The sequence below is a fragment of the Pseudomonas oryzihabitans genome (genome assembly GCF_001518815.1).
In the GTDB taxonomy this organism is placed as follows: domain Bacteria; phylum Pseudomonadota; class Gammaproteobacteria; order Pseudomonadales; family Pseudomonadaceae; genus Chryseomonas; species Chryseomonas oryzihabitans_E.
Map to the genome: position 1 here is coordinate 4,296,232 of NZ_CP013987.1, position 22,960 is coordinate 4,319,191.

At 64.6% G+C, this 22,960-nt stretch carries 20 protein-coding genes, 2 tRNA genes and 1 pseudogene; 3 read left to right on the forward strand and 20 right to left on the reverse strand.

The annotated features are described in order from the left end of the window. The first annotated feature begins 185 nt into the window (after positions 1-185). Together APT59_RS19540 and APT59_RS19545 are read left to right on the forward strand one after the other, a co-directional pair. Positions 186-272 (forward strand) — tRNA-Leu (locus tag APT59_RS19540). Positions 273-384: 112 nt separating this feature from the next. After that, a tRNA-Leu gene (locus APT59_RS19545) sits at positions 385-471 on the forward strand. 89 nt (positions 472-560) lie between these two features. Here the strand turns inward: APT59_RS19545 and APT59_RS23045 are convergent. The 13 genes and pseudogenes from APT59_RS23045 to APT59_RS19605 all read right to left on the reverse strand — a co-directional run bounded on the left by APT59_RS23045 (position 561) and on the right by APT59_RS19605 (position 15,784). Then, positions 561-1,232 carry a methyl-accepting chemotaxis protein gene (locus APT59_RS23045; RefSeq protein ID WP_420480527.1) on the reverse strand — a complete coding sequence of 224 codons (672 nt, stop codon included), beginning with the start codon at positions 1,230-1,232 and terminating at the stop codon, positions 561-563. Positions 1,233-1,466: 234 nt separating this feature from the next. Next, positions 1,467-2,807 (reverse strand): annotated as a pseudogene (locus tag APT59_RS23050) (hypothetical protein); the annotation flags it as partial. Beyond that, positions 2,695-3,990 carry an adenylosuccinate synthase gene (locus APT59_RS19555; RefSeq protein ID WP_059316388.1) on the reverse strand — a complete coding sequence of 432 codons (1,296 nt, stop codon included), beginning with the start codon at positions 3,988-3,990 and terminating at the stop codon, positions 2,695-2,697. The pseudogene APT59_RS23050 and the gene APT59_RS19555, both read right to left, overlap by 113 nt. A 78-nt stretch (positions 3,991-4,068) precedes the next feature. Further along, positions 4,069-5,256 (reverse strand): ATP phosphoribosyltransferase regulatory subunit, encoded by a 1,188-nt coding sequence (locus tag APT59_RS19560; RefSeq protein ID WP_059316389.1) that lies wholly within the window; start codon positions 5,254-5,256, stop codon positions 4,069-4,071. Between the two features lie 255 nt (positions 5,257-5,511). Next, positions 5,512-6,381, reverse strand: coding sequence for a protease modulator HflC (hflC, locus tag APT59_RS19565; RefSeq protein WP_017642910.1), 870 nt, complete (start codon positions 6,379-6,381; stop codon positions 5,512-5,514). Next, positions 6,381-7,568: an FtsH protease activity modulator HflK gene (gene hflK / locus APT59_RS19570; RefSeq protein WP_059316390.1), complete on the reverse strand. Its 1,188-nt coding sequence runs from the start codon at positions 7,566-7,568 to the stop codon at positions 6,381-6,383. Before hflK ends, hflC begins: the two co-directional genes overlap by 1 nt. Positions 7,569-7,666: 98 nt before the next feature. Then, positions 7,667-8,971: a ribosome rescue GTPase HflX gene (gene hflX, locus APT59_RS19575; RefSeq protein ID WP_059316391.1), complete on the reverse strand. Its 1,305-nt coding sequence runs from the start codon at positions 8,969-8,971 to the stop codon at positions 7,667-7,669. Positions 8,972-8,991: 20 nt separating this feature from the next. Beyond that, positions 8,992-9,237 (reverse strand): RNA chaperone Hfq, encoded by a 246-nt coding sequence (hfq, locus tag APT59_RS19580; RefSeq protein ID WP_007161156.1) that lies wholly within the window; start codon positions 9,235-9,237, stop codon positions 8,992-8,994. 87 nt (positions 9,238-9,324) lie between these two features. Next, the gene (gene miaA, locus APT59_RS19585; RefSeq protein WP_059316392.1) at positions 9,325-10,305 is read right to left on the reverse strand and encodes a tRNA (adenosine(37)-N6)-dimethylallyltransferase MiaA; all 981 of its coding nucleotides are present in this window, start codon (positions 10,303-10,305) and stop codon (positions 9,325-9,327) included. Between the two features lie 42 nt (positions 10,306-10,347). Further along, positions 10,348-12,246 carry a DNA mismatch repair endonuclease MutL gene (gene mutL / locus APT59_RS19590; RefSeq protein ID WP_059316393.1) on the reverse strand — a complete coding sequence of 633 codons (1,899 nt, stop codon included), beginning with the start codon at positions 12,244-12,246 and terminating at the stop codon, positions 10,348-10,350. Next, positions 12,239-13,669, reverse strand: a complete 1,431-nt coding sequence (locus APT59_RS19595; RefSeq protein WP_059316394.1) for an N-acetylmuramoyl-L-alanine amidase — start codon at positions 13,667-13,669, stop codon at positions 12,239-12,241. Before APT59_RS19595 ends, mutL begins: the two co-directional genes overlap by 8 nt. Positions 13,670-13,847: 178 nt before the next feature. After that, complete coding sequence (gene tsaE, locus APT59_RS19600; protein WP_059316395.1) at positions 13,848-14,309, reverse strand: tRNA (adenosine(37)-N6)-threonylcarbamoyltransferase complex ATPase subunit type 1 TsaE; 462 nt, start codon at positions 14,307-14,309, stop codon at positions 13,848-13,850. Further along, complete coding sequence (locus APT59_RS19605; protein ID WP_059316396.1) at positions 14,297-15,784, reverse strand: bifunctional ADP-dependent NAD(P)H-hydrate dehydratase/NAD(P)H-hydrate epimerase; 1,488 nt, start codon at positions 15,782-15,784, stop codon at positions 14,297-14,299. The genes tsaE and APT59_RS19605 overlap by 13 nt, the downstream gene beginning before the upstream one ends. Before the next feature lie 61 nt (positions 15,785-15,845). Here APT59_RS19605 and queG point away from each other — a divergent pair, with 61 nt between their 5' ends. Further along, entirely contained in the window at positions 15,846-16,910 is a 1,065-nt protein-coding gene (gene queG / locus APT59_RS19610) for a tRNA epoxyqueuosine(34) reductase QueG (protein ID WP_059316397.1), read from the forward strand. A 16-nt stretch (positions 16,911-16,926) separates the two neighbouring features. Here queG and APT59_RS19615 read toward each other — a convergent pair whose 3' ends face one another. The 7 genes from APT59_RS19615 to APT59_RS19645 all read right to left on the reverse strand — a co-directional run bounded on the left by APT59_RS19615 (position 16,927) and on the right by APT59_RS19645 (position 22,955). Next, positions 16,927-17,622: a DUF2931 family protein gene (locus tag APT59_RS19615; protein ID WP_237140543.1), complete on the reverse strand. Its 696-nt coding sequence runs from the start codon at positions 17,620-17,622 to the stop codon at positions 16,927-16,929. Next, entirely contained in the window at positions 17,619-18,311 is a 693-nt protein-coding gene (locus APT59_RS19620) for a DUF2931 family protein (protein WP_237140544.1), read from the reverse strand. The genes APT59_RS19615 and APT59_RS19620 overlap by 4 nt, the downstream gene beginning before the upstream one ends. Next, a complete protein-coding gene (locus APT59_RS19625; protein ID WP_335343159.1) occupies positions 18,308-19,003 on the reverse strand; it encodes a DUF2931 family protein in 696 nt (231 codons plus the stop codon). Before APT59_RS19625 ends, APT59_RS19620 begins: the two co-directional genes overlap by 4 nt. Next, positions 19,000-19,680: a DUF2931 family protein gene (locus APT59_RS19630; RefSeq protein ID WP_059316399.1), complete on the reverse strand. Its 681-nt coding sequence runs from the start codon at positions 19,678-19,680 to the stop codon at positions 19,000-19,002. Before APT59_RS19630 ends, APT59_RS19625 begins: the two co-directional genes overlap by 4 nt. Positions 19,681-19,691: 11 nt before the next feature. Further along, entirely contained in the window at positions 19,692-20,378 is a 687-nt protein-coding gene (locus APT59_RS19635) for a DUF2931 family protein (protein ID WP_059316400.1), read from the reverse strand. Then, positions 20,375-22,243, reverse strand: coding sequence for a PAAR domain-containing protein (locus tag APT59_RS19640; protein WP_059316401.1), 1,869 nt, complete (start codon positions 22,241-22,243; stop codon positions 20,375-20,377). The genes APT59_RS19635 and APT59_RS19640 overlap by 4 nt, the downstream gene beginning before the upstream one ends. 97 nt (positions 22,244-22,340) lie before the next feature. Then, on the reverse strand, positions 22,341-22,955 hold the full coding sequence (locus APT59_RS19645; protein WP_059316956.1) for a trimeric intracellular cation channel family protein: 615 nt from the start codon (positions 22,953-22,955) through the stop codon (positions 22,341-22,343). Positions 22,956-22,960: the final 5 nt, after the last annotated feature.

A 22,960-nucleotide genomic window follows, 5' to 3' on the forward strand; every position in this document is an offset into this window, starting at 1 on the left:
TAGGTTCGGTAGGAGCTGCCATGGAGCCTATTGAAACGTGAAAACAGCGCAATAGTTAGCCTGGCATGCTCAATAAAATATTTTTCACAGCAGGGGTTTACAAGCAAACGCCCCCTGAGTAAAGTGCCGCCCCACGACGCCGTGAGCAATCACGACGCCGGAGATGAGCAATCATCGCCTTGAGTGCCCAGGTGGCGGAATTGGTAGACGCACTAGGTTCAGGTCCTAGCGGTGGCAACACCGTGGAAGTTCGAGTCTTCTCCTGGGCACCACTCATTATAGTCGATCGATTTGCAGATCGGTCGACGAAAAGCCGGCGCTAGCCGGTTTTTTAATCCTGAAACCCGCAAGGGTGACAGGAAGCGATCAGAAGTCGCACTGCAGGCCCAGGTGGCGGAATTGGTAGACGCACTAGGTTCAGGTCCTAGCGGTGGCAACACCGTGGAAGTTCGAGTCTTCTCCTGGGCACCAATACCAAGCGGACGATCCCTGATCGGACGCAACAGAAAAAACCGGCTTCGGCCGGTTTTTTCTTGCCCGCGAAAAGGCGCGGGCCTCCCCTACGCCTTGAATTGTCCCAGACTGCCGCGCAGCTGAGCAGCCAGTTCCGCCAGGGTACGACTGCTGTCCGCAGTAGCCGCCACCGACTCGGCTGCACGCAGCGCCTCGCCATGGATGATCTCGACTCGCTGCCGCACCGCCGCGGCACCCGCCGCCTGGCGCTGGGCGGCCTGGGCAGCCGTGCTCATGCTGGCATGCACCTGATCCACTGCGCGATGGACATCCTGCTGGATGCGCTTGCTGTCGCGCAGCACGGCCAACCCGCTGCTGGCCTGCTGCCGCGCCTCGCCTATGGCGGCGACGGCCTCGCGCGCCCCTTCCTGCAGTCCGGCGATGTGCGTCCGGATGCTGCCGGTGGATTCCTGGGTCTTGCTGGCCAGCGCCCGCACCTCGTCGGCAACCACCGCGAAGCCACGGCCGCTCTCGCCGGCCCTGGCCGCCTCGATGGCCGCATTGAGCGCCAGCAGATTGGTCTGCTCGGCGATCCCGCGGATCACGTCCAGCACCACCTCGATCTGCTCGCTTTGCGCGGCCAGCCGCTCGATCACCTGGGCACCCGATTCGACCTGGGTCACCAGCCCCTCGATACCTTCGGCCACCTCGGTGGCGATCCGGGCATTGCTCTGGGCAGAGCTGCGGATGGCTTCCACCTGCTGCAACGCGCCCTGCATGGCCAGGCTTTCGCCCTCGGCCTCCGCGGCGATGCCGGACAAGGCCTCCAAGCTGCGGGCCACCTCTTCGCGCTGACGCAGCGCTGCCGCTTCGGCGGTGGCGCTGCTGCCGGCCAGGCCACGAATTTCCTCGCCGGTACGTGCGGCGACGCCATGGGCCTCGCCCACCAGCGGCTGCAATTTGGCCAGGAAGCGATCGACCGCCCCACCCAACGCCTGGATCTCATCGCCCTGCCCCAGCTGCAGGCGGCGGGTCAGATCCCCCTCCCCGGCCGCCAGATCGTCCAGCGCCCGCTGCAGCACGCCGATCCGGCGCAGCACCCGCCGACCCAGCACCAGCGCCACGGCCACGACCATCACCACGCCAACCACGATCAGCCCCAGGGCGATCTGCCAGCGCAGCGCGCCCGCCAGGGCGGCGACCGTCTCACCGGCATTGCGGCTCATGGCCAGGGCGGCCTGACGGGTACCTTCCAGACGCGTCGCCAGAGTCGCGGCACTGCCCTTGGCGGCTGCCGTCACGCTACTGGAGACCAGACCGCCGGCGTCCTCGACCAGGGTCTTGAAACTCTGGTCCAGGGCCGCGCCAGTACGCTCGATGACCTGGGTGGAAAAGCCCACCACCACCTTGCCGATTTCCACGCCGTTGGGACTGATGGATGCATCCACGCGATAGACCGACGGATCCCGGGTCGCGGCATCCAGCACCTTGGCCAGGGCGCCCTCGCCCTGGCCCATGGCGAGCAGGCGCGCCACGCGCTCATCTTGACGATTGAGATAACGAGTCAGATTCTGGCCCTGGGCATCCTGGAAGACCACGAACAGCACCTCGGGATTGCCCTGCGCCCGGCGCGCCAGGTCGGACAGCGCCGGCACATCGGCATCCCACATCGCCTTGGGCGCCACACCCGCCAGCAACTCGGCCAGATTCTGCGCATTGCTCTTGAGGGTAGCGGTCAGGGTTTCACCCACCTGCTGCCGCTCGCGCGCCAGGCGTTGCGCAAGCCCCTCGGCCAGCCGCGTGCGGGTCTGCCCGGCCAGCTCGGCAAGACTGCCATCCACCTCGCCTCCGGCCTGGCGCAGGGTATCGGCGAGCTGCTCGGATTCACCGGACAGGCGCGCAGCCAGACCGGACTGCAGGCCCTTCACCGCATCCTGGGTCAGCCATAGCGCCAGGCCCACCTGGAGAACGACGGCGAGCAACAGACTGATGAATACCGGCAGCAACAGACGGCTGCGCAGCAGCGACAAGAGAAACGACATGGGGGTCTCCAGCGGCGAGGGACATTTACAGGCTGTCGGCCAACTCGAGAAGAGCTGGAGCCGCAGCGATAAATAGCCATAGCAATATGCTGGCCATTTCGGACCAGCGGCCGTCCCCGACCTACCAGCGTCTCTCGCACCCCGAAAACAGAAAAGCCCCGCGGGGCGGGGCTTTTCAGGGCTGCATCCTTTTAGCGCATCAGGCGAAAGGATGGCGCAGCACGATGGTTTCCTTGCGATCCGGACCGGTCGAGACAATGTCGATCGGCGCCTCGACCAGCTCGGCGATGCGGCGGATGTAGGCCTGGGCATTGGCCGGCAGCGCCTCAAGGCTCTGGGCGCCTACGGTGGATTCGCTCCAGCCCGGCATGTCTTCATAGACCGGCTGCAGACCGATGTAGCTGTCTGCGTCGGTGGGCGCCTCGGTCAGCAGGTTGCCGGCAGCGTCCTTGTAGCCGGTGCAGATGCGCACGGTTTCCAGGCCATCGAGCACGTCCAGCTTGGTCAGGCACAGGCCGGAAATGCTGTTGATCTCGATGGAGCGACGCAGGATGACGGCGTCGAACCAGCCGCAACGGCGCGGACGGCCGGTAACGGAACCGAATTCATGCCCCTGCTTGGCCAGGTAGGCACCAGTCTCGTCGAACAGCTCGGTCGGGAAGGGACCGGAGCCGACGCGGGTGGTATAGGCCTTGGTGATGCCGAGGATGTAGTCCAGGTACAGCGGACCCACGCCGGAACCGGTCGCCACGCCACCGGCGGTGGTGTTGGAACTGGTGACGAAGGGATAGGTGCCGTGGTCGATGTCCAGCAGGGTGCCCTGGGCGCCTTCGAACATCAGGTTCTCACCGGCCTTGCGCAGCTCGTGCAGACGGCTGACGACATCCATGACCAGCGGCTGCATGACCTTGGCGTGCTCCATGGCCTCGTCGTAGGTCTTCTGGAAATCCACCGGCGGCTCGTTGAAGTAGTTCTGCAGGACGAAGTTGTGGTAGTCCAGCACTTCCTTGAGCTTGACGGCGAAACGCTCCGGGTGGAACAGGTCGCCGACGCGCAGACCGCGACGGGCGATCTTGTCTTCGTAGGCCGGACCGATGCCGCGACCGGTGGTGCCGATCTTGGCTTCGCCGCGGGCCTTCTCGCGGGCCTGGTCCAGGGCCACGTGATAGGGCAGGATCAGCGAGCAGGCCGAGCTGATGCGCAGGCGCTCGCGCACCGGTACGCCACGGGCTTCCAGCTCACCGACTTCCTTGAACAGGGCTTCCGGCGAGAGCACCACGCCATTGCCGATCAGGCACTGGGTGTCAGCGCGCAGGATGCCCGAGGGAATCAGCCGCAGGATGGTCTTCTGGCCATCGATGACCAGCGTGTGGCCGGCGTTGTGGCCGCCCTGATAACGCACCACGGCAGCGGCCTGGTCGGTCAGCAGGTCCACGATCTTGCCCTTGCCCTCATCACCCCACTGGGTGCCCAGGACGACGACGTTCTTACCCATAACCTTATCCCCTGTCAGGAAGATTTCTGTCGGCCAGGCCGACGATGCTCACGTTCACCCGGATGCCAGATCCGGTGTTTAGGAATTCAAGGGCACCACGACCCAGGCGCCCTGCTGCTCGACCAGACGGCGATCGCAGCCCGAGCTGTGCAGCTGGTCCGCGTCGTCATGGCCGGTAGCCTGGACCACCCGCTCGCCCGCGGCACGCAATTCACGCACGGCCTGCCAGAGTACCGGCGCATGGCCTGCTGGCGCCCAGATGCCGCGGCGCGGCTCGTCCAGCACGGCGGTGCCCAACTCGACGAGGGTCTTCAGGTCGGTGGAGAAGCCGGTAGCGGGCCGCGAACGGCCGAAGTCGGCGCCGATGTTGTCATAGCGCCCGCCCTGGGCGATGGATTGCCCGGTGCCAGGCACGAAGGCGGCAAAGACCACGCCGGTGTGATAGTGATAGCCACGCAGCTCGCCCAGATCGAAATACAGCGGCACGCCCGGGAAACGACCCTTGAGCGATTCGGCCAGAGCGATCAGTTCATCCAGCGACTGCAGGACGCCTGCAGGCGCACCCGTCAGCCGTTGGCGCGCCTGGTCGAGCACCGCGGCATCGCCGCTGAGCTCAGCCAGGGCACGCAGCCAGCCGCGCTCGGCGGCAGGCAACTCGGCGGTCAGCTCGGCGATCTCGTCCACCGCCTTGCGCTGCAGGGCATCGAACAGCTGCTGCTCGCTGGCGCCGGAAACACCGGCTGCCTGGCACAGGCCGCGATAGATCCCCACATGCCCCAGATCCATGTGGACATCGGGCACCTGGGCCTGCTCCAGCACGTCGAGCATCAGGCTGATGACCTCGAGATCGCCCTCGCTGCCGGGCACGCCATAGAGCTCGGCGCCAACCTGGATCGGACTGCGCGAGGTGGACAGTGCCCGCGGACGGGTATGCAGCACGCTGCCGGCATAGCACAGCCGGCTAGGGCCGCTCTGTTTGAGGCTATGGGCTTCCATGCGCGCCACCTGGGGCGTGATGTCGGAGCGAAAGCCCATGAGGCGACCGGAATTGGGATCGGTCACCTTGAAGGTGCGCAGCTCCAGCTCCTTGGCCGCACCGGTGAGCAGCGATTCCAGGAATTCCAGGTGCGGGGTGATGACGAACTCATAGCCCCAGCAATGGAACAGTTCCAGTACCCGGCGACGAGCACCCTCGATGCGCGCCGCGTCGGGCGGCAGGATTTCCTCGATACCGTCAGGCAGCAGCCAGCGGTCTACCGTAGCCATTAGGCCTCTTCTCCATGTCATGGATCGGCACGCGGCTGCCGAGGTCGGCGCGGTGGATTCCTGGAGAATCCTGCCACCGGATCGAGCCGCTCTGCCGTGGATTGCTACCCGGATCAGCCAGGGCGTCGCCCTTCCACGGGTTTCGTACGGACGCAAAAAAGCCGGGGATGGCCCCGGCTGATTCATGATAACACGAAAAAATCGGCGATCGGGGATGAACGACGAGCGAAGCCTAGTCGCCGCTCATCCCCAACCTCACTGTCCAGGGCTCTGGAAATACTTGAAGAAATCGCTCTTCGGATCGAGCACCAGAACATCGCTCTTGCTGGAGAAGCTGGAGCGATAGGCCTGCAGGCTGCGATAGAAGGAGAAGAACGAAGGATTCTTCGAGTAGGCCTGGGAATACACCTGGGCCGCCTGGGCGTCACCCTCACCGCGAGCCTGCTCGGCCTGACGGTAGGCTTCGGCCAGCAGCACGCGGCGCTGACGATCGGCGTCGGCACGGATGCCTTCGGCCAGTTCACGACCCTTGGCGCGGTGCTCACGGGCTTCCCGCTCGCGCTCGGTGCTCATCCGCTCATAGACGCTGCGACTGACTTCCTTGGGCAGGTCGATGGCCTTGACGCGTACGTCGAGCACCTCGATACCCAACTCCTGATTGGCCATCTTGTTCAGCGCCGCAGTCAGCGAACCGACCATGGCATCACGCTCGCCAGACACCACCTCATGCAGGGTGCGACGACCGAACTGGTCGCGCAGACCTGCTTCCAGGCGGCGCAGCAGGCGCTCGTCGGCGATCTGCTTGAGACCCGAGGTCGCGGTGTAGTAACGATCGGCATTGAAGATGCGCCACTTGGCGTAGGCATCCACCATCACCGCCTTCTTTTCCAGCGTCAGGAAGCGCTGCGTCGGGGTATCCAGCGTCTGCAGACGCGCATCGAACTTGCGCACCCGGTTGACGTAAGGAATCTTGAAGTGCAGGCCGGGCTCCAGGTTGGGCTCGACCACGCGACCGAAGCGCAGCATCACCGCACGCTCGGTCTCCTTCACCACGAACAGACTGCTCCAGGCCGCAAGGCCCAGAACGACCACGACGATCAGCGCGGCCAGCGATTTATTGCTCATCAGCGGCTCTCCCTCGTACGCGCTTCGGTGGACTGCGGCAGATTGCGAATGACCGAGGCGGCCGTGTCGCTCGACGCCGCCGGGGCAGCGCCACCACTGATGGCCGAGGTCGGTGCCGGAGCACGGTTCTGCATCAGCTTGTCGAGCGGCAGATAGAGCAGGTTCTGACCGGCCTGACCGGTGACCATGATCTTGCTCGACTGGCCAAGCACTTCCTGCATCGTCTCGATGTACAGACGCTCACGGGTCAGCTGCGGATTGGCCGCGTACTGGACCGCCAGCTGGCTGAAGCGCGAGGCATCACCCTGGGCACGGGCCACGACTTCGTCGCGATAGCCGTTGGCTTCCTCGATGATGCGTTGGGCAGCACCGCGGGCCTCGGGGATCACGCCGTTGGCATAGGCTTCGGCCTGGTTCTTCTCGCGCTGCTCATCCTCGCGAGCACGGATCACGTCGTCGAAGGCTTCCTGAACTTCACGGGGCGCCGCGGCGCTCTGGATGTTCACCTGGGTCACGGTGATGCCGGTCCCGTAGGTATCGAGGAAGCGCTGCAGCCGCTCGCGCACATTGGTGGCGACCTGCTCGCGGCCATCGGTCAGCAACTGATCCATGGTCGAGGAGCCGGCCACGTGGCGCACGGCGCTGTCGGTCGCCTGCTGCAGGCTGACCTCGGGCTGGTCGACGTTGAGGACGAAGTCCTTGAGGTTGGTGATGCGGTACTGGACGGTCAGCGGCACCTCGACGATGTTCTCGTCCTGGGTCAGCATGGCGCCCTGCTTGCTGTAGGCCCGCTCACGGGTCACGTTTTCCTGGTACTTGGTCTCGAAGGGCGGGAAGTAGATGTTCAGGCCGGGCCCTACCGTCTCATGGTATTTGCCCAGGCGCAGCACCACTGCCTGCTCCTGCTCGTCCACGACGTAGACGGCGTTGTACAGCCAGAGCGCGCCGATCAGCAGTACGCCCAGGAGCAGCAAGCCTTTGCCGCCCCCCGAACCGAGGCTGTCGCCGCCGCTGCCACCGGAACGCTTCTTGCCGCCGATCAGGCGATTGATGCGGTCCTGAAATTTACGCAAGGCTTCGTCGAGATCCGGCGGCCCCTTGCGTCCACCATTGCCGCCACCGTTGTTGTTGCGGCCGCCCCAGGGGTCTTGATTGTTCGAGTTGCCACCGGGCTCGTTCCAAGCCATAGCGCTCTCCCTACTGATAACGCGAAAGCGCGCCGAAATGGCGCGCCGACCAATGCTACCGGATGGCCCCTGCCCGAACAAAAGCGCCGAGCGGGGGTTTATTGCAAAACATGTTGCTGGATAAAGACTTCCGGTTCTTCACCGGCCCGGCTGAGCAGTCGATTGAGTTCGGCGCGGGGTACTCGTACAGACAACAGGATGTTGCCTTCGTCATCATGATCGTCCTGCCTGACCACACCCAGGTCGAACAGCTGGGCACGCAGCCGGGCATGCCGCTGGGGCAGGCGCAGCACGCCGACGAAGAGATCCTCGCCAAGCAATTCGGCGACGGCCTGACCGACCAGCTCCAGACCCCGACCTTCGCGCGCCGACACCCAGACCCGGATTGGGCGTCCGGTTTCGTCGTCGCGCTGGATATGCGGCTCGACCCCGTCGAGCAGGTCGAGCTTGTTGTAGATCTCCAGCATCGGCAGCTCATCGGCCCCGATCTCGTGCAGCACCGCCTCGACCTGCTCGATCTGCAGCTGGCGATCGTCCTCGTGGGCATCGATCACGTGCAGCAGGAGATCGGAGTTGCTGGATTCCTCCAGCGTCGCACGAAAGGCTTCCACCAGCTTGTGTGGCAGATGGCGGATGAACCCCACGGTATCGGCCAGCACGATCGGCCCCAGATCCGGCAGCTCCAGACGGCGCAGGGTGGGATCCAGGGTGGCGAACAGCAGGTTGGCGGCGTAGACACCGGATTCGGTCAGGCTGTTGAACAGGGTGGACTTGCCGGCGTTGGTGTAGCCGACCAGGGACACCGAGGGGATCTCGGCACGGCGGCGCCCGCGACGGGCCTGCTCGCGCTGGCTGCGCACCTTGTCCAGGCGCTGGCGGATCTGGCGGATGCGGATCCGCAGGAGACGGCGGTCGGTCTCCAGCTGGGTTTCACCCGGACCGCGCAGACCGATACCGCCTTTCTGGCGTTCGAGGTGGGTCCAGCCGCGTACCAGCCGCGTGCTCATGTGCTCGAGTTGGGCGAGCTCCACCTGCAGCTTGCCCTCGTGGGTCCGGGCGCGCTGGGCGAAGATATCGAGAATGAGGCCGGTGCGGTCCAGGACGCGGCACTCGAAGGCTTTTTCGAGATTACGTTCCTGACTGGGCGTGAGGTCATGGTTGAAGATGACCAGATCGGCGGCATGGGCGTGCACCTGATCGTGCAGTTCCTCGACCTTGCCGGTGCCGATAAGAAAACGCGCGGTCGGCTGGCTGCGATTCACCGTGACGAAAGACACGGTCTCCGCACCCGCCGATCGCGCGAGTTCGAGAAACTCCTGAGGATCTTCGCGCGCCTCGGGATGCAGGCCTTCCAAATGGACCAGAATGGCCCGCTCACCACCTTCGTGACGCTCGAAGAACAACAGGGCGCTCCTCTTGTTATTTATTCGCTATCCGACTCGCTCGTCTCGGAGCTGGGCAGACGGACCGGGCGGCTCGGCACCACGGTGGAAATCGCATGTTTGTAGACCATCTGGCTCACGGTGTTCTTGAGCAGAATCACGAACTGGTCGAAGGACTCGATCTGACCCTGCAGCTTGATACCGTTGACGAGATAGATGGAAACCGGAACGCGCTCTTTACGCAGGGTGTTCAGGTAAGGGTCTTGTAGCGAATGCCCTTTTGACATCGTGTCGCTCTCCTAAAGAAATGAAAATACCGATCTGGCGACATGCCAGTTTCCGCTGCCCACCATGGACACGCGGACAAAAACGATTCAGCTGCGGGGCGATATGGTGGCGCCGGCCAGGCATTTCAAGATCCGTGGCAGATTGTCACAAGCCAGGCTGTCGAAGGTGTTCGCGGCGGGCCAGCCACGTAACCAGGTCAACTGCCGCTTCGCCAACTGCCGCGTCGCCGCTACGCCACGCGCCACCATCTCCTCCCGCGAGCATTCCCCTTCGAGGAACTCCCACACCTGACGATAGCCCACGGATCGCATGGAGGGCAGACCAAGATGCAGATCGGGACGTTCCCGCAAGGCTGAGACTTCGTCGATGAGGCCCTGTTCCAGCATCAGGCGGAAGCGCTCGGCGATACGCGCATGGAGCACCTCACGCCGCGCAGGCGCCAGGATCAATTGGGCAACAGTATAGGGTAATTGCGTCTGGGGCGCCCCGTTCGAATCGGCATTGGCGCGCAATTGCAGCGCGCGATGCTCGGTCATTGAGCGGCCGCTGACCCGGAACACCTCCAGCGCGCGCAAGAGACGCTGGGGGTCATTGGGATGAATGCGTGCCGCCGACACCGGATCGACCTCGGCCAATTGCCGATGGATCTCACCCCAGCCTGCCGCAGCCGCCTGGGCTTCGATCTCGGCGCGCACCGCTGCATCGGCGCTGGGCATGTCGGCCAGGCCTTCGAGCAGGGCCTTGAAGTAGAGCATGGTGCCACCTACCAGCAGAGGGATGCGGCCGGCGGCGGCGATTTCGGCCATGGCGGCCAGGGCATCGGTGCGAAATTCGGCGGCGGAATAGCTCTCGGCCGGATCGCGGATGTCCACCAGCCGGTGCGGGTGGGCGGCCAGCAGCTCGGCGCTGGGCTTGGCGGTGCCTATGTCCATGCCGCGATAGATGAGCGCCGAATCGACACTGATCAGCTCGACGGGCAGCAGCCGTGCCAGCTCGATGGCGAGGTCGGTCTTGCCGGAGGCGGTCGGCCCCATGAGAAAGATGGCGGGCGGCAGGGGGGCGGTCATGAGGGAGTCTCGAAGGGCGCCGCATAGCACGCGGCGGAGCGGTCAACGGCCGCGCAGGAAGAGTTTGTCCAGATCGTCCAGGCTGAGCTGGGCCCAGGTGGGACGGCCGTGGTTGCACTGGCCGCTGCGCTCGGTGGTTTCCATGTCACGCAGCAAGGCATTCATCTCCGGCAGGGTCAGCCGGCGGTTGGCGCGCACCGAGCCGTGGCAGGCCATGGTGCCGAGCAATTCGTTGAGGTGCGCCTGGATACGATCACTAGTGCCATAGTCGAGCAGATCGGCGAGTACATCCTGCACCAGCCGCGCGGCCTGAGCCTGCTTGAGCAGCGCGGGGATCTGGCGGATGGCCAGGGTTTCGGGGCCCAGGCGCTGCAGTTCGAAGCCGAGGCGCTCGAACCACTGGCCGTGTTCTTCGGCGCAGTCGGCCTCACGCTCGCTGACCGCCAAAGATTCCGGCACCAGCAGCGGCTGGCCGCGCAGGCCTTCGCTGGCCATGGCCACCTTGAGGCGCTCGTAGGTGATGCGTTCGTGGGCGGCGTGCATGTCCACCAGGATCAGGCCCTGGGCGTTCTCGGCCAGGATGTAGATGCCCTTGAGCTGGGCCAGGGCATAGCCCAGCGGGGGGACGTCGCCCTGCTCTGCCGGCAGGGACGCAGCCTCGGCACCCTGTGGCAGCGGCGCGAAAAAGGCCTTGTAGGCGCTCTGCACCTCGGCCACCGGCGCGCCCGCATAGGGCTGCGGGGTAGGCGCGTAATGCGCAGCGCCACCCGATCCGCTACCATTGGCGAAAGGCTGGGCAGGCGGCGCAGGACTGTCGTGCAAGACGGCGGCGGCCAGGCGCATCTCGCCCTGGGGACCGAATTCACCGGCGGCCGGACCACTCAGGGGCGCCGGCGCCGTGGGCGCCACCACGGCGAGCTGGTCGTCCGGGCGGATGTCGCCCAGGGCGCGGTGCAGGGTGCCGTAGAGGAAGTCGTGCACCTGGCGGCTGTCGCGGAAGCGCACCTCGTGCTTGGTGGGATGGACATTGACGTCCACCGTCGCCGGATCCACTTCGAGGAACAGCACGAAGGCCGGGTGACGACCGTTGTAGAGAACATCGCGATAGGCCTGGCGCACCGCATGGGCGACCAGCTTGTCGCGCACCATGCGGCCATTGACGTAGAAGTACTGCAAATCCGCCTGACTGCGGGAGAAGGTCGGCAGACCGACCCAGCCCCAGAGGCGCAGGCCGTTGCGCTCGTGCTCCAGCGGCAGGGCCTGTTCGAGAAAGGCTGGGCTGCAGACCGCGCCGACCCGGCGGCCCTGGCTCTGCGGATCGCCGGCCGGATGCAGCGCCAGCACGCTCTTGCCGTTGTGCCTCAGGTGAAAACCCACGTCGAAGCGGGCCAGCGCCAGGCGCCGCACCACTTCCTGCAGGTGATCGAATTCGGTCTTCTCGGCGCGCAGGAATTTGCGTCGCGCTGGAGTGTTGAAGAAGAGGTCGCGCACCTCCACCGAGGTGCCTTGGGGATGGGCGGCGGGCTGTACCCGCGGCTGCATCTCGCGGCCTTCGGTCTCCACCTGCCAGGCCTGGTCCTCGCCCCGGTAGCGCGAGGTCAGGGTGAGGCGCGAGACCGAGCTGACCGAGGCCAGGGCTTCGCCGCGAAAGCCCAGGCTGGTGACACTTTCCAGTTCGTCCAGGTGGTAGATCTTGCTGGTGGCGTGGCGCGCCAGGGCCAGCGGCAGGTCGTCCGCCGGGATGCCATGGCCGTCGTCGCGGATACGCAGCAGCTTGACCCCGCCCTGCTCCACCTCGACGTCGATACGCCGAGCACCCGCGTCCAGGCTGTTCTCCAGCAACTCCTTGGCCACCGAGGCAGGCCGTTCGACCACCTCGCCGGCAGCGATCTGGTTGGACAGCCGCGGGCTGAGCAGCTGGATGCGCCGGGGTTCAGTCATTGCTGGCCGCCAGTTCGTGGGTGGGGATGGTCAGGACCTGGCCGGAGCGGATGCGGTCGCCCTTGAGCCGATTGGCGGCGCGCAGGGTACTCAGATCGACGTCATAGCGGCGTGCGATCAGGCTCAGGCTCTCGCCGGGCTGTACGCGATGCTGGTCGATGCCGCGCACGATGCCGACCTTGCCGCCCCGCTGCTCGCGCTGCCAGGCCAGGTAGGTACCTGGCGGCGGGCGGTGCTGGAAGTACTGCACGATACCGGCCTGGATCTGCCGGGCGAGCAGGCCCTGATGCGCGGGACTGGCCAGCTTTGCCGACTCATTGGCATTGGTGATGAAGCCGGTCTCCACCAGAATCGAGGGGATATCCGGCGACTTCAGCACCATGAAGCCGGCCTGCTCCACCCGCGAATGCAGGAGCTTGGTGGCGCGCCCGACCTGACCGAGGATAGTCTGGCCGACCTCCAGGCTGGAGGCCACGGTGGCGGTCATGGACAGGTCCATGAGCACCCCGGCGAGCATGGGATCCTTGTTGTCCAGGGCATCGGACACCCCACCGACCTGGTCGGAGCGGTTTTCCGCATCGGCCAGCCAGCGCGCGGCCTCGGAAGTGGCTCCACGCTGGGACAGGGCGAAGACGGTGACACCCTCGGCGCTGGCGCTGGGCGCCGAGTCGGCATGGATGGAAATGAACAGATCGGCGCCCTTCTTGCGGGCGATGACCTGCCGCTGCCGCAGCGGAATGAAGTAGTCGCTGGTGCGGGTCAGCTCGGCACGGAACCCCTTCTGCCGGTTGAGATTGGCCTGCAGCTGCTTGGCAATGGCCAGCACCACGTTCTTCTCGTAGAGCCGGCCGCGACCTATGGCGCCCGGGTCTTCGCCGCCGTGGCCGGGATCAATGACCACCACCACGTCGCGCTTGCCACTGGGACTGGCCGGCAGGCGCGTCGCCGGCTGGGCGGGGGTGACCGGGGTGGCCGGCAGGTTGGGCGTAACGGTGGCGGGAATATCGCTGGTGGCAGGGTCGGTGCCCTGGTCGTACAGATCGACCACCAGGCGATTGCCGTATTCCTTGTTGGGCGCCAGGGTAAAGCTCTTGGGCGTCAGGGCGCCCTTGGTGTCCAGCACCAGGCGCACCTCGCCCGGGGAGCGCTGGGCCGCCCGCAGCCCGGTGACCGGGGTGTTGCGCAGGGGCTTTTCGTTCAAGCCACCGTCGAGCTGCGCGCCGGACAGGTCGATGACGATGCGGTCCGGGGCACTGAGGGTGAAGACACTGGCCTTGACCGGACCGGTCAGGTCGAACACCAGACGGGTATTGTCAGGCGCGCGCCAGACGCGCATGCCTTTGATCTGGGTGGCGGCCAGCAGCTGACTACTGAGGATCAACAACAACAGGCCGAGTCCCGACCTGAAAAAACGCTTGCGCATGCCTGCGACCGTATAGCTGGAGAACGAGGATCGGCGCCTAAGGCGTGTTTGAAAAGTCGCCGAGCGAAGGTCAGCCAAGAAAAAAATCAGTGAGGAAGCGAAGTTTACGAAGAGTAAATGAGCATTCCGAACTGATTTTCAACACCGCCTGACCGAGCGCAGGCCTTTTCAGACAAGCCTAGGGCGCGAGGGCGGCGCACCAGGCCTCACCGTGAGCCCCCTGGCTAACCAGGCGCAGATCACGACCGTCGGCGCGTGGCGTAATGGTAATGTCCAGGTCCGGCTTTGGCAAAACGCCCTGGCCGCGCTCGGGCCATTCCACTAGGCACAAGGCCTCGGGTGTGAAGTAGTCGCGAATCCCCATGAACTCCAGCTCTTCCGGATCGGCCAGGCGATACAGATCGAAGTGATAGACCGCGCCGCTGGTCAGCTCATAGGGCTCGACCAGGGTGAAGGTGGGGCTCTTGACTGCTCCGGCATGGCCGAGGCCACGCAGGATGCCGCGCGACAACGTGGTCTTGCCGGCGCCCAGGTCGCCGTGCAGATAGAGCACACCACGACCGCCGCTGGCCTGGGCCAGGCGGGCACCCAGGGCATACATGGCGTCTTCGTCGGCGGCGTGCAGGGTCAGTTCAGGCATGGCTGGAGTTCCTCAAGCAACTGGCGGGCGACCGGGGGCAGATCGCTGGCAGCGAGACCGCGGCCCTGGCGACCCAGCTCGGCACCGGCACGACCGTGCAGCCAGGCGCCCAGGCAGGCGGCCTCGAAGGGGGGCAGCCCCTGCCCCAGCAGGGCGGCGATGATACCGGTGAGAATGTCCCCCAGGCCACCGGTAGCCATCGCCGGATGGCCTTCGCCGCACAGCGCCATGCGCCCATCCGGATGGGCGATCAGGGTGCCGAAGCCCTTGAGCAGTGCCACGCCGCCGTAGCGACGAGCCAGTTCGCGGGCGCTGCCGGGACGATCGGCTTCGATGTCCTTGATCAAGACATCCAGCAGCCGCGCCGCCTCGCCCGGATGGGGTGTCATCACCCAAGAGCCGCGCGGTGACTCGACCACCCCGGCGGCCAGCAGATTGAGGGCATCGGCGTCCCAGACCTGGGCGACGTCCAGCGTCGCGGCCGCACTGGCCAGCGCCTTGCCCCAGGCGCCCTGCCCCAGGCCCGGGCCGACGGCAAGCACATCGGCCTTCTTGGCTAGCTCCAGCACAGCGAAACTGGAATGCACCCCGGCGACCATGACTTCTGGGCGCCGCGCCAGAACCGCGGTGACGTTGGACGGCCGGGTCGCCAGGCTGAGCATGCCCGCGCCGCAGCGTAGCGCCGCCTCGCTGGTCATGATGGCCGCACCCCCGGTGCCTTCATCGCCGCCAATCACCAGCAGATGGCCGTATTGCCCCTTGTGCGCATTGAGCGGTCGCGCCGCCAGCCGCGGCAGGTTACCGGGCGCCAGACGCTGTGCGGTAGCGTGGGCGGGATTCTGCGGTTCTTCGATCAAGGGCTCGAACACCAGGCTGCCGACGTGATCCGGCCCCTTGCCGGTGAACAGTCCGAGCTTGAGACCGATGAAGGTGATGGTCAGGTCGGCGCGCACCAGGGCACCCGCCGCGGCACCGGTGTCGGCATCCAGCCCGGAGGGAAGGTCGATGGCCACCACCGGCAATTCGCTGGCGTTGACCCGGTCAATGGCGCTGGCATAGGGCTCGCGCGCCGCGTCCTTGAGGCCGGTCCCCAGCAGGGCATCGACCACCACGCCGTCCAGCGGTGCGTCCGCGCGCCAGGGCTGGATGTCCACCCCGGCAGCCAGGGCTTCGGCATGGGCCAGGGCGGCGTCGCCCTTGAGTCCGGCTGGCTCGGCCAGGTACCAGACGCGTGCCTGCCACCCGGCCTTGCGCGCCAGGCTGGCGACCAGATAGCCGTCACCGGCGTTGTTGCCGCCGCCCGCCAGTACGCAGAGCGCGCCGGCGTGAGGCCAGCCATGGCGCAGTGAGCGCCAGGCCGCGGCAGCCGCGCGGCGCATCAATTCGAGACCGGGCAGCCCGCCGGCGATCAGTTGGGCATCGAGATCCCGCACCTGCTTGGCGCTGTAGAGCTGGAACGGCAGTTCGTCGTGCATGCTGGGAAAGCCTCCGGAGTCTGGCAAAATAGGCGGCCCTCCTGCCTGCGCATTCCCTTCGATGTCCGCTGTCGCCCTCGATCTCGCCGCCCTGGCCGACCTCATCAAAGCATGGGGTCGGGAACTGGGCTTTCAGCAGACCGGCATCGCCGGGCTGGATCTGGCACGTCACGAGGAATATCTGGAGCGCTGGCTGGCCGCCGGTTTCCACGGCGAGATGGACTATATGGCCGCGCACGGCAGCAAACGTTCGCGACCGGCCGAGCTGGTCCCGGGGACCCTGAGGGTCGTGTCCCTGCGCATGGACTACCTTCCCGGCGACACCCGCATGAGCGAACGCCTGGCCGACGGCACTGCGGCCTATATCTCGCGCTACGCCCTGGGCCGCGATTACCACAAGCTGATCCGCAAGCGCCTGCAGCAGCTGGCCGAGCGTATCCAGGGGGAGATCGGTCCCTTCGGCTATCGCGCCTTCGTCGACAGCGCGCCGGTGCTGGAAAAAGCCATCGCCGAACAGGCCGGACTGGGCTGGATCGGCAAGAACACCCTGGTGCTCAATCGCAAGGCCGGCAGCTGGTTCTTTCTGGGCGAACTCTTCGTCGACGTGCCCCTGCCGGTCGACGAGCCCACCCCGCGCGACCACTGCGGCACCTGCCACGCCTGCCTGGATATCTGCCCGACCCAGGCCTTCGTCGGCCCCTATCAGCTCGACGCCCGGCGCTGCATCTCCTACCTGACGATCGAGTTCAAGGGCTCCATCCCGCTGGAGCTGCGGCCACTGATCGGCAATCGGGTGTTTGGCTGCGACGACTGCCAGCTGGTCTGCCCCTGGAATCGCTTCGCCAAGCCCACCGCCGAAGGCGACTTCAAGCCACGCCACAGCCTGGACAGCGCCAGCCTGGCCGAGCTCTTTCGCTGGACCGAAGCCGAATTCCTCAGTCGCACCGAAGGCTCGCCGCTACGCCGCGCCGGCTACGAGCGCTGGCTGCGTAACCTGGCCGTGGGCCTGGGCAATGCGCCGACCAGCATCCCGGTGCTGGAAGCCCTGAAGCTGCAGCGCGAGCATCCCTCTCCCCTGGTGCGTGAGCACGTGGAATGGGCGCTGCAGCGGCACGGCGAGGCCTGAGCGGCAGGCTAGACGTTCAGGGCCCTACCGTGGTGTAGGGGATCGGTGCCCACCAGCTGCCGTAGGGGACGCCGTACTTGTCGACATAGCTTTTGACCACCGGCGACAGCGGCCGGTACTTGCCGTTGGATTTGCCGCCATAGGGCCCCTTGGGCTCGATCTCGGCTTGGAGGGTCAGGACTTCGATGGGATCCAGGCACGGCCCCATGATCCAGACCTTGACCACCCCGCCGGGCGCCAAGCCGATGGTAAGGTCCTTACGATAATCCGAGGTGCGACCACTGACCGGACACTCGGCTGGCAAGCGTTCGAGCATTTTTTTCCGCGCCCAGGCGGGAATGGCGAATACCGTCTGATAGGTCAGGGGCTCAACCAAGGATTGCCAGCGCACAGCGACCATGTAAGGCAGATCCAAACCGGTCATGTAGCGGCCTTTGCCCGATCCGATTCTTTTAGGCCACCCTTTGGCGGTAGCCGACAGACTTGCTGGCTGTCCCATGGCAACCACCCCGCCCATGGCATTGGGAAAAAAGCGGCCGTCGATGTCACTGATATTGGCTTGCTCTAGCCAGACCTGCATGTAGTTGGGTGCCAAAAAGCCCAAGTACCATGCGTCATAGGGCAGCTTGTTCGCGGCGCCAGACTGGCAACCTGCCAGACTTATGAGCAGGGCGATTGACAGCAGCCGGCGAATCATCGCCCAACTTTTCATGGCCCTACCGTGGTGTAAGGGATCGGTGCCCACCAGCTGCCGTAGGGCACGCCGTACTTGTCGACATAGCTTTTGACCACCGGCGACAGCGGCCGATACTTGCCGTTGGATTTGCCGCCATAGGGCCCCTTGGGTTCGATCTCGGCTTGGAGGGTCAGGACTTCGATGGGATCGAGGCAGGGACCCATGATCCAGACCTTGACCACCCCGCCGGGCGCCAGGCCGATGGTGAGGGCTTCGCGATAGTCGAAGTGGTAGCCGCTCGGACACTGGCCCGGGATAGGCTCGACCATCTTTTCCCTGGCCCAATCGGGGATGGTGAAAAGCGCGTGATAGGTCTGGGGCTCGACCATGGATTGCCAGCGTAGGGAGACGACGTAGGGCAGATCAAGGCCGGTCAGAGTCCGGCCTTTGCCTGAGCCGATTCGCCTGGGCCAGCCTTTGGCGGTAGCCGATAGGCTAGCCGGTTGCCCCATGGCGACCACTCCCCCCATGGCATTGGGAAAGATACGCCCACTGTTGTCGCCAATGTTGGCTTGCTCCAGCCAAACTTCCATATAGTTGGGCGCCAGAAAGCCCAGGTACCAGGCGTCATAGGGCAGCTTGTTCGCGGCGTCAGACTGACAACCCGCCAGGCTCAGTAGCAAGCCAATAGCCAACAACCAGCGACTCATCGCCCAACTTTTCATGGCCCTACCGTGGCGTAGGGAATCGGCGCCCACCAACTGCCATAGGGCACGCCGTACTTATCGACATAGCTTTTGACCACCGGCGACAGCGGCCGATACTTGCCGTTGGATTTGCCGCCATAGGGCCCCTTGGGTTCGATCTCGGCTTGGAGGGTCAGGACTTCGATGGGATCGAGGCAGGGACCCATGATCCAGACCTTGACCACCCCGCCGGGCGCCAGGCCGATAGTAAGGTCCTTAGGATAATCCGAGGTGCGACCACTGACCGGACACTCGGCTGGTAGACGCTCGACCATTTTTTCCCTGGCCCAATCAGGGATGGTGAACAGCGCGTGATAGATTTGAGGCTCGACCATGGATTGCCAGCGTAAGGAGACGACGTAAGGTAGATCTAAGCCGGTTAGGTTACGGCCGGCACCGGAGCCGATCCTTTTAGGCCAGCCTCTGGCGGTAGCCGATAGGCTGGCTGGCTCGCCCATGGCGACTAATCCCCCCATGGCATTGGGAAAGATACGCCCACTGTTGTCTCCAACATTTGCCTGCTCTAGCCAGACCTCCATGTAGTTGGGCGCCAGAAAGCCCAGGTACCAGGCGTCATAGGGCAGCTTGTTCGCGGCGTTAGACTGACAACCCGCTAGGCTCAGTAGCAGGCCAATAGCCAACAACCAGCGACTCATCGCCCAACTTTTCATGGCCCTACCGTGGTGTAGGGAATCGGCGCCCACCAGCTGCCATAGGGCACGCCGTACGTGTCGACATAGCTTTTGACCACCGGCGACAGCGGTCGGTACTTGCCGTTGGATTTGCCTCCGTAGGGACCTTTGGGCTCGATTTCGGCCTGGAGGGTCATGACTTCGATGGGATCGAGGCAGGGACCCATAATCCAGACCTTGACCACCCCGCCGGGCGCCAAGCCGATGGTAAGGTCCTTACGATAATCCGAGGTGCGACCACTGACCGGACACTCGGCTGGTAGACGCTCGACCATTTTTTCCCTGGCCCAATCAGGGATGGTGAAAAGCGCGTGATAGGTTTGAGGTTCGACCATGGATTGCCAGCGTAGGGATACGACATAGGGCAGATCCAGGCCGGTCAGAGTCCGGCCTTTGCCTGAGCCGATTCTTTCTGGCCAACCCTCTGCGCGAATCGCCAGATTTTCAGGTTTGCCATAAGACACTACTCCCCCCATGGCATTGGGAAAGATGCGCCCGCTGTTATCACCAATATTGACTTGCTCCAACCAGACTTCCATGTAGTTGGGCGCTAGAAAGCCCAGGTACCAGGCATCATAGGGCAGCTTGTTCGCGGCGTCAGACTGACAACCTGCCAGGCCCAGTAGCAGGACGATAGACAGCAGCCAGCGACTCATTGCCCAACTTTTCATGGCCCAACCGTGGTGTAAGGGATCGGCGCCCACCAACTGCCGTAGGGGACGCCGTACTTGTCGATATAAGCCTTGGTGACCTCGGTCAGCGGCAGGGCGTATTGGCCGTTCATGCGGCCCTGATCAGGCCCCTTAGGCTCGACCTCGGCCTGCAGAGTCAAGACCTCAATGGGATCCAGGCAAGGGCCCATGATCCATACCTTGACGACACCACCCGGTGCTAGCCCGATGGTGAGGGACTCACGATAATCGAATTGGTAGCCACTCGGGCACTGGCCTGAAATACGTTCGACCATCTTCTCCCGCGCCCAGGGAGGAATCGCAAATATCGCCTGATAGGTCTGGGGCTCGACTAGGGATTGCCAGCGCACAGCAACCATATAGGGCAAATCTAATCCAGTCATGTAGCGGCCTTTACCCGAACCGATCCTCCTAGGCCAGCCCTTGGCAGTTGCCGATAGACTCGCAGGTTGCCCCATAGCCACCACACCGCCCATGGCATTGGGGAAAAAGCGGCCGTTGATGTCGCTGACATTGGCCTGCTCCAGCCAGATCTGCATGTAGTTGGGTGCCAAAAAGCCCAGGTACCAGGCGTCATAGGGCAACTTGGATTTGGGCGTGGCATTGGATTGGCAGCTAGCCAAACCAAACGCCAGGATGAGGTACAGCAGCCAACGGCTCATTCGGGATAGCCTGCTTGGGGACGGTTGGGATAGACGTTGCGGCGACCAGTCGCCGTAGGGGCATTGACGAAGAAGATGGCCAGATCACTACGATCTTTACCCAATAGCGCGTTCCAGTGAGCGGAAAGATGCACATAACGACCGAACAGCAGGCGGGCCTCGGCCTGGTCGATATGTAATGGAGCACCCTGCGCGTAGGCCTGCAACTTAGCCGCGATACCTTGTAATTCATCAGGAATCGCTAAGGCTGCGGTCATGGGAATCGGAGAAAGAGCTACATCATGATCAATAGCGAGTCGATGCATGATGCGTAAGTAAATCAACGACAGCTCGCCGCGAACTCGGCGTTCCAGGCGGATCGCGGCGATAACTTCGGTTTCTGGCAGATTGCCGCGGGTTCGTGGCAAGTTATTGCGCCAGGTATCAATTTCTAATGTAGTGGCGCCCGGTTCATACCAAGGCTCTCGTTGAAACTGCGCTAGCTCGATTTGGGCCTGGCGATAACTCCAGGCCGCATGACTGTCGGTACCATAGCGCTCGCGAGAGGCGCGCGGCCGGGTCAAGAGTAGGCGTTCGGTCATCTCGAGCGCATAGCCCCCACCTAAGTCGGCATGAGCACCCGGCAAGGCAATTTCTTGATGCTGGGGCGCAACACTGGTAAGGGCGAAGTTACGCCGGTGCTCGTCACGAGCAACTAGGTGCACCACCTTGGCTGCGCACCCTGCCGGCAGATAGAGGTTGACGCCGGGGTTGGCGATATTGGTCGGGGTAAAGTCGCCACGCCTGAGGTCCGCTACCGCCGTCACGGTATCGAACAGGCCGATAAAGTTGAGTTTGACCATGGCGCTCTGCCACGAAAAGCACTTGGCCAAACCTGTCGCAGCAATACCGCCACCGGGCTTGAGCACCTCGTTGGCGAAGTGTCGCGCGGCTGCAGAGCCTCGGCTGAACCCAAAGAGATCGAACTTGATCGCTTCGATAATAATATCGGGGTTGTTGCGCTGGAACAGCACGTACTGTTTGGCGAAGGCTGCGGGAAAATTCTGAACGCACCCCAGCACACCACTGGCACCCATGCCCGTCCCCATGGAGAAAGCGCTATCAGGTTGTCTGGCTCGAGTGCCGATACCTTCGATATAGACCGGAATAGCCGCTGACCTTTCATCTTGCTCAACGGCGCGCTGGGTATCGTCTTGGTAGAGCCGATACAATCGCACGATATTCGTATCAGCATTGGCGTAACTGCTATCGGGGTCGAGCATGAACTTCTTGCAGTACCGGGCGATGCTCTCCGCTTGATCCTGGCGAAAGCCCTGCTCTTCCGCCCGGCAGGCGGCACCGGTGGCGGCGTTGAAGAGGTTGTTGCCGGTGCCGTCGAAGAAGACGCCGATGCGCAGGGTGATGCGCTGTTCTAGCGGACGTTCCGCCTGTTCGGCGACTTCGTCCCTGGCGACGGGTGCGCCTTCCGGGTGTTTGGCAGGCCCCTCGATACCCTGTCGCTCCCGGTCGCGCAGCGCCGAAGGCTTGCCCTGCCCCGGTGCCAGGCCGGTAGTGCCTGCACGGCTCGCGCAGGCACCCTTGGCCGCACCACCCGCATCCAGGCCGATGATGACGCTGCCCGAGCCGCCAATCACCACGCCGCCATGGCTGGTAAGGCTGCCGAGCACCGCCGCCGGTTGGCCGTTGATGAGTACGTTGGAGATGACCGCAGCGCTCAGCGCCGCGCCACAGCCACAGGCGTGGCCGAGGGTCGCGGCAGGCAGGCCATCGAAAGAGACATCGGAGGAGCCCTGAACCAGGGCGGTGGCCCCACATTTGGGGCAGGCGACGGCGTCGCCCAGGCGCGCAGCAGGTTTTCCAGACATGACCGATCTCCCTATCGGTAACTGGGCGCCTGAAAATGCCGCACAAAAGTCTCTAGGACAAGGGTTTTAGCGAAGTGGCGCGCAATCTGTCACTGCCCTAGCCGTGGGGATCGTCCGGATAGCTGAAGGTAGGCATCTGCCAGTTGAATCTCAGCGCCAAGAGGCGCAGCAGCAGTCCGGCGCCGAGGGTGATGAGCAGCGCCTGCTCCTCACTCAGCCATTGACGGCAAAGCAGATAGCAACCGGCGGACAGCACCGCCACGCTGGCATAGAGCTCGCGCCTGAGGATCAGGGGCACGTCGTTGCAGAGGATGTCGCGCAGGATGCCGCCGCAGGTGCCGGTGAGGGTACCGCTGACGATGACGATGGCCGGACTCAGGCCCATCTCCAGGGCCACCTGACAGCCGATCACGGTAAAGGCCACCAGGCCCAGGGCGTCGAGTACCAGGAACAGCCGGCGCAGATAGCGCATGACCCGGGCGATGGCCACGGTGGCCAGGCCCGCACCGACGGTGAGCGCCAGGTACTCCGGGTGCTTCACCCAGCCGAGCGGATAGTGCCCCAGCAGGACATCGCGCACCGAGCCGCCGCCCAGGGCGGTGACGCTGGCGATCAGCGCCACGCCGAACAGGTCCATGCCGCGGCGACCGGCGGACAGGGCGCCGGTCATGGCCTCGGCGGTGATGGCGATCAGATAGAGGATGGACAGCAGCACGG